Source organism: Acinetobacter pragensis (genome assembly GCF_001605895.1).
Classification (GTDB): domain Bacteria; phylum Pseudomonadota; class Gammaproteobacteria; order Pseudomonadales; family Moraxellaceae; genus Acinetobacter; species Acinetobacter pragensis.
On sequence record NZ_LUAW01000053.1, the window covers coordinates 1 to 5,940 of the forward strand.

Here is a 5,940-nt window from a genome sequence, read left to right on the forward strand (position 1 = left end):
AATAAGTTTGAAGTTCAACAGCTGGGTTCCAGTCCGTATTATCTGTCATGTGCTTAGAACCGACATGATAAATACGCTGTACCAGCGCTTTATTATGCAGATTAAAGAGTTTAAACAGCTGTGCAGGATCATTCGGGTCTAAATTGAGTCCTGAAAGCTCAACTGCATTGGCCAATTCTTCCTGAACCGTATTCAAAAAGTCCGGCGTTACATAAGTTGCATCTTGACCCGGTAAATCCGCATTATCATGAAAGCCTTTTTTACCTACACCATTTACGTCAACGCGTGCATTCACGCTATCAATTCTTTTCATTGTTAATCCCAGTTGTAATAAGCGAAGCCAAAGCGGTTGTTCTTCATTGATCCAATTTGAATCAGTCGTTTTGCTTGTGTGATTTCATGTTCTGTTTGATTTCGCTACGGGTAAGCTTGAACATTTTATTGCTGGCTTCAGCATCCATATCCTTGCCGATATATGACGGCAAGTTTTTGCAGCTTTGATCCATAAGGTCTGGTGACTGCGTTCAATCAAGCCTTTGGCCTGGCTGTTATATGGCAGGGCATGACTCATTTCAGTATTCAAACGAGCCATCACACCACGGCCTTTTGCGCCCATCATCTGGTTTTTATAACCAGAGCCATTGTCTACATAAAAAATGGCAGGTATACCGCATTCGCAAGCACTCATGCGCACAGCATCCAAAACGGTCCAGCCGCTTTCCGCAAGATCAATCGACCAGCCGACTAGGCGACGTGTAGCCACATCAATAATGGCGGTAATCTCTGGGCGGAAAGGCTTGCCATGCATCGGGTGGGCAATTTCTGCATCAAAGCAGTGACCATCTGCGGTATATACATCTGTAGGCAAAAGCTGTTCAGTATCGCGCCGAATGAACGGCTGTAAGTTTTTCAATTCACGCGCACCCATCCGGCCGCGCTGTGCATCAACATTGCCCATCTTTTCTTTAATGAAACGATAAGCCTGGTTATAAGTCGGGCAGGGCATATCGGCTTTTAGATAGTTTGGAAGTAATTCCAACACAGCAGGTAAAGTTGGCTTTTGTGGCTGTGCCCAAAGCTTCAAAAGTTCTACAGCCCAAACTGGAATTTCGGTCTGACGTGCTTTAGGGGCGAGTATGCTAATTACATTAATCTTATGTTTTTCAGCATCTTCTACGGATTTTATCCAATCAAAGACTGATCGACGTGACACTGTACGACCTTCACCCGCTTTGGCATTGGCCTTCTGAACAGTCAGCTGCATTTCTTCAGGTAATAAAAGAGCATCAGCATCTGCAATAAATTGCTCAATAGCAGGAGTCTTTTTAGTACCTTGTTTGATTTGCTGCTGAATGTAGCGCACTACAAACAAGCGGTTTTCAGCAATCTCACGTTGCCAATTCATAAGTTCACTTGCAGGACACGTAGGACTTTTGGAAGTGAACCCAACAGGAATGACCTCAGTTGTTAGGGAAGAGGAAATAACCTCATTTTTAATTTCATATAATGAAATTAAATTGTTAAGTTCGCAACTTAGTTCGTATTCTTTTCGAGTACCACCTTTTCCTCTACTCGGAACTTCTCTATACTTAAAATTGTTTGCAATAACGAACTTCTCTAACCCTCTTCGAGTTTTAGGTAAAGTTTGCAAATTGAGTTCAAGCAATTCAGCAATGCTGTAATGAGTTTTCATAGGACACCTTACTGTTGCTTTTTGCTATAACGTGGATATATACGCTTGTTGTTTGATGTCCAACGCTCTGGAAATAGCTCATGTAAAGGTTTTTCCAGAAATTTAGAGATCGCAACTTCCCCGCTTTTGCTTGGTTTATCCAATGCATTGCGGACAGTTTGGGCAGGTATGCCATAAGACTTAGCCAGCGCTGTAAGGCTGTAACCTTTACGTGCAATTGCTGCTTTTATTTCATGCTTGTCCCAAACTATTTCATTGGGTATTTGAATCATTCCCATTGAAAACCCCCTGCCAGTTGGCTTTTTTTTAACTCGTTAGATTAGGCGTTTGCCCGATCTAACAAAATAATGGTTCGTAAATGGTTCGAAGTAAATAGTTCGCAATAAAATTTACGAACAAATTTCTATGGAAATTATTAAGTGATTGATAAAAAAGAATTTAAACTTGTTCGCTTTTTTGGATTTGATTTCGCACAGTGTTCGCAATTTAAGGAATTTAATTACGAACAAGAAAAAACACCAATTCAGGCACGCTTATATTTTTTGATGTGTAATGGCCAACTGTTGCGTGGCCAAAAGGAGTCCTTATATGGCTGGACTGGACGTATAGGCTTATCAAAATCTACGGCTTTTGGGATTTTTTCTAAAGGAAATCTTAATATGCATCTTTCCGTTGCTCAAAAGATAGCAGAAGCTACTGGAGCAAATGTGGAATGGATACAGCATGGTATAGGAGAGCCATTTCCTTTAGACGCTGAAACAGCGCAGCATGCTGTTACAGCCGATCACAGTGATAAAACAGATGTGCCTTTAAGCATAGATCAGCAACTTCTTACTCAAGCTATTGAAACAGCGGAAAAAGCCCTGGTAATTGCTAAAGGTACAATGACACCAGATGACAAAGCAGAATTTATAGCCACGCTTTTCTTAAATGATAACTTGAGCAACATTAATGAAGAGTTGCTAAAGGCCTGTATTAGCTTAATTGAAAAGGCCTTAAAAGAGACGCGACGTACTTTGTCGCCAGAGCCAAAAAGTGAATTGATTATAGTTATTTACAACTTTTATTATGATAAGCCTTGGACAGAAGAACATCTAAAGTCCGCATTAGACCAACTTATAAGGAGTGTTTCATAGATGCTTGAAAATAATAATGGTAGTTTGTCTGGCTTGGCAAAAGCTGGAATTGAATTGCCATCAAATGCTTTAGGAATTTTCTCAAAAATCACAGAAACCCAGCCAATATCTATCGTCCTGAAGCTTGCGAATGAAGAACTATGCACACTGCAATTTAATCTGGAAGACATCAACAGCCCAGACAAAGCTACTACCCACATTGTAGGGGCAACTGTTGAAGCTCTACTGAACCAAATTACACTAATTAAATCAGTGCAAAATAAAAACTAAAAAAAGCACACATCCAGAGAACTCGTTAAATTCAGTGCAAAATAATGGGCAAATCAAGTTTATCCTGGTTTGCCCTTGAAAATTTGCTCAAATGCTTACTAACTCTAGCTTCTGTCCCACAATATCCCGCTTCATCCCGCAATATCCCAGCGCCTTACTGGTGCAGAATAAATAGATAACTCACACTATCTAAAACTAAGTGACAACTTGGGTATTAGGCCTGCCTAATTCTGTAATTTTTTTTAAGATGGCTATTCTTGCATGAATGATTGACTTTGCTTTGAAAGTTTCTAGCAATTAATTTATTGCCTAATAATTTGATGCAATGCAACTTGGTTTCAACCAAGCCGCGTTGATGATACCTAGACCATTTTTTCCAAATCGTCTTTCCTAGCTGTTTGCATTGCAGCAATTCATTTCGCTCTACAGATCAAAGCTTTTTATCTTTCCAGGGTTGGTATTTTTCTTAGTGGAATCACTGCATGTGCTTGTCGATCTGAAGTCAGCTGTCTACAGTATTTTGTATCATAAGCGACATCTGCATAGACAGAATTAATCTGCTCATCTGGTAGAATTTGATCAAGTAAACCTCCTAATACTTGCGAATGACTGACATTATTTGTAGTGAGCTGAATAGCCAGTATTTGCAAGGTTTTAGCATTTATGCCGATATGAAGTTTACGCCATTGGCTGCGATATTCAGCATGATGTTTCTTCCGTTTCCATTCACCTTCACCTAAGAATTTCAAACCAGTAGAGTCGATGAGGTCCATCATTACTTTTTTGATAACTAATCGAAATATCGATGTACTTTTATCTTCTACAAATGGTCTTGTAGTCCAGTACTGTCCAATCTAACCCGCAGAGTTTTATGAGACTTTGAACAAAGCATGTGGGCATATGCAAAAAGAGTCCAAATCACGACGTGATCATGAGACAGTATTCAATAGCCGCATCTCAATTGATGGCGGATATGTAACGCAATAATAGGACAGTAGAGGAGAGAAGGTTTACTGGATTTAAATCACATTCCTTAATTCCCGAGCGGTTTCTAAGAGCAAGGGCATAATTTGTTGAACCAAATATTCTTTCGTTGTTTTTGCTGTAGGAGACACAATATTCAATGCGGCAACAACATTGCCTTTCGGCCCGTGTATCGGTACAGCAAGAGCATGTACACCCAGCTCATGCTCTTCACAGGAATAACACCAATCTTGTTCTTTAATTTCCTCAAGAATTTTTAGAAAGGCAGTATTGTCCGTGCAGCTGAATTTAGTTAAGCGTTTTAATGGATACTTTTCTAACCATTTTTTTTGTTCTTCTAAATCTAAGTAGGCGAGTAAAATTTTACCGGCTGATGTTGCATGGGCAGGTAAACGGTTGCCTAAATGGAGTCCATAAGGGTTAACACGATCTGTTTGCTGGTGTGCGGCGCTTCGAGCAATAGTAATGGCTTCAAAACCGTCTAAAACCATGACTGAATAAATAAGTGATGTTTGAGTTGTCAGTAAGTTCAAGAGCGGCTGACAGATTTTTGGAAGCTGGGATCCACTTAAATAAGCTCCTGAAAATTTTAGTATTTTTGGCGCTAAATAATAGTAATGACCATCAAATTCTAAATATCCCAAATATTCTAGAGTCAGCAGATGCCGGCGCGCAGCAGCCCGCGTCATCCCTGTTTTTTCAGCAGCAATACTGATATTCAATCGGTGACGTTCAGATCCAAAACAATCTAATATCGCCATGCCTTTGCTGATGCCCGAGATAAAATCCTCATGCCGGATATTTTTTTGGTTATCCGGATTGTGCAATATTTTTTTATCTTCTAATTTTGACTCATGCATGAAGTTGCCTTTATGTTCATGAATAGGTGATTATTTAAGATCGAGAGTAATCGAATAATGACTCAAGGTTTTCAAAAAATAGATTAATTGTTCGATGATCGAACAAAAATACTATAAATCGAACAAAAATGCTATTTTGCAGTAGATGCGGCATCAAAAAAAATGAAGAATAAATAAAGGAATTCTAATTAAAACACTCGGGATTGGGTGGTTCAAACATCATGCTATGGCCTATCCCGTACATTAGTTTCCATCTCTATTTATGCATCGTACAGACGGAGTTGTCTAATGATTGATAAAAGTTCAGGTTCTTTGCAAGAGGCCCTATCCCAAATTAAGGACGGCTCCACCATCATGATTGGCGGGTTCGGAACTGCAGGCCAGCCCGCTGAACTGATTGACGGGCTGATTGAACTCGGCGTCAAAGACTTGGTCATCATTAACAACAATGCCGGTAATGGCTATTACGGCCTGGCCAAGCTGCTTAAAGCCGGCGCTGTCCGTAAAATCATCTGCTCATTCCCGCGCCAGTCCGACTCTTGGGTTTTTGATGAATTGTACCGCGCCGGCAAAATCGAATTGGAATTGGTGCCGCAAGGCAACCTGGCCTGCCGCATTCAAGCCGCAGGCATGGGCTTGGGCCCCATTTACACCCCGACCGGCTTCGGTACGCTTTTAGCGGAAGGCAAGCCCGCCCTGAATTACGACGGCAAAGACTTCGTTTTAGAAAATCCCATCAAAGCGGACTTCGCCTTAATTAAAGCGCAGCAGGGCGACCGCTGGGGCAATCTGGTTTACCGCAAATCTGCACRCAWYYYWSKSCCKRWMWTKRYCMWSSMGSCWSARRTYMMMWTCSSTSAWKTRTCAGCTTATGCTTATCCCACCCGTATTGCATGGAAAACTATTCAAATTAATCGACAACCCTATCTATTAATTGCAGGCAAGCAGTGGTCGGAACGTTTAGCGATTATCTCGCCTTTTAAAAAACGTCTTTTTA

5 protein-coding genes and 3 pseudogenes are annotated in these 5,940 nt (G+C 40.7%); 3 read left to right on the forward strand and 5 right to left on the reverse strand.

The genetic code is table 11. The annotated features are described in order from the left end of the window. The 3 genes and pseudogenes from AZH43_RS18980 to AZH43_RS16265 all read right to left on the reverse strand — a co-directional run. Window positions 1-313: pseudogene (locus AZH43_RS18980) on the reverse strand (hypothetical protein); the annotation flags it as partial. A gap of 84 nt (window positions 314-397) precedes the next feature. After that, complete coding sequence (locus AZH43_RS16260; protein WP_227509835.1) at window positions 398-1,693, reverse strand: hypothetical protein; 1,296 nt, start codon at window positions 1,691-1,693, stop codon at window positions 398-400. A gap of 8 nt (window positions 1,694-1,701) precedes the next feature. Next, window positions 1,702-1,971, reverse strand: coding sequence for a helix-turn-helix domain-containing protein (locus AZH43_RS16265; protein ID WP_067671944.1), 270 nt, complete (start codon window positions 1,969-1,971; stop codon window positions 1,702-1,704). Window positions 1,972-2,112: 141 nt separating this feature from the next. On the opposite strand from AZH43_RS16265, the gene AZH43_RS16270 reads away from it, so the two are divergent. Both AZH43_RS16270 and AZH43_RS16275 read left to right on the forward strand, forming a co-directional pair. After that, complete coding sequence (locus AZH43_RS16270) at window positions 2,113-2,829, forward strand: hypothetical protein (RefSeq protein WP_067671947.1); 717 nt, start codon at window positions 2,113-2,115, stop codon at window positions 2,827-2,829. Next, on the forward strand, window positions 2,830-3,099 hold the full coding sequence (locus AZH43_RS16275) for a hypothetical protein (protein WP_067671950.1): 270 nt from the start codon (window positions 2,830-2,832) through the stop codon (window positions 3,097-3,099). A gap of 195 nt (window positions 3,100-3,294) precedes the next feature. Here AZH43_RS16275 and AZH43_RS16280 read toward each other — a convergent pair. Then, window positions 3,295-4,056 (reverse strand): annotated as a pseudogene (locus AZH43_RS16280) (IS5 family transposase); the annotation flags it as partial. A gap of 62 nt (window positions 4,057-4,118) precedes the next feature. Continuing rightward, window positions 4,119-4,943: an IclR family transcriptional regulator PcaU gene (pcaU, locus tag AZH43_RS16285; protein WP_067671953.1), complete on the reverse strand. Its 825-nt coding sequence runs from the start codon at window positions 4,941-4,943 to the stop codon at window positions 4,119-4,121. A gap of 288 nt (window positions 4,944-5,231) precedes the next feature. Here pcaU and AZH43_RS16290 point away from each other — a divergent pair. Continuing rightward, window positions 5,232-5,940 (forward strand): annotated as a pseudogene (locus AZH43_RS16290) (3-oxoacid CoA-transferase subunit A); the annotation flags it as partial.

What these genes read in the sequence shown, in the direction of transcription:
- pcaU (WP_067671953.1), bottom strand. Translation starts at nt 4,943, where the DNA reads ATGCATGAGTCAAAATTAGAAGATAAAAAAATATTGCACAATCCGGAT.
- AZH43_RS16265 (WP_067671944.1), bottom strand. Translation starts at nt 1,971, where the DNA reads ATGGGAATGATTCAAATACCCAATGAAATAGTTTGGGACAAGCATGAA.
- AZH43_RS16275 (WP_067671950.1), top strand. Translation starts at nt 2,830, where the DNA reads ATGCTTGAAAATAATAATGGTAGTTTGTCTGGCTTGGCAAAAGCTGGA.
- AZH43_RS16260 (WP_227509835.1), bottom strand. Translation starts at nt 1,693, where the DNA reads ATGAAAACTCATTACAGCATTGCTGAATTGCTTGAACTCAATTTGCAA.